This window comes from Bacteroides sp. AF25-5LB, assembly GCF_003602965.1.
In the GTDB taxonomy this organism is placed as follows: domain Bacteria; phylum Bacteroidota; class Bacteroidia; order Bacteroidales; family Bacteroidaceae; genus Bacteroides; species Bacteroides uniformis.
On the sequence record NZ_QTMC01000050.1, the window covers coordinates 1 to 342 of the forward strand.

General features: G+C 55.0%; 1 pseudogene. It reads right to left on the reverse strand.

The features are described 5' to 3' along the window. Positions 1-342, reverse strand: a pseudogene (locus tag DWY57_RS21485) (capsular polysaccharide biosynthesis protein CapF); the annotation flags it as partial.

Here is a 342-nt window from a genome sequence, read left to right on the forward strand (position 1 = left end):
TCGAAACACTCGTTGCACCACATGAAGGTCACCAGGTCTTCCGTTTCCGAAAGGTTGACAATGTTGTGCGTATAGCCGGGAATCATCTCCACGACCTCCATCCTCCCGCCGCTTACCTCGAAGCTGACAACCTCCTCCGTACCTATCTTGCGGAGCTGTATCAGACCGTGGCCGCTCACCACCACAAACTTCTCGTTCTTGGTATGGTGCCAGTGCTGGCCTTTCGTAACGCCCGGCTTGGAGATGTTCACCGAGAACTGCCCGCGGTCGGAAGTACGGATAATCTCTGTAAAACTGCCGCGGTCGTCCACATTCGTCTTCAGGGGATAGCTGAACCGTTCT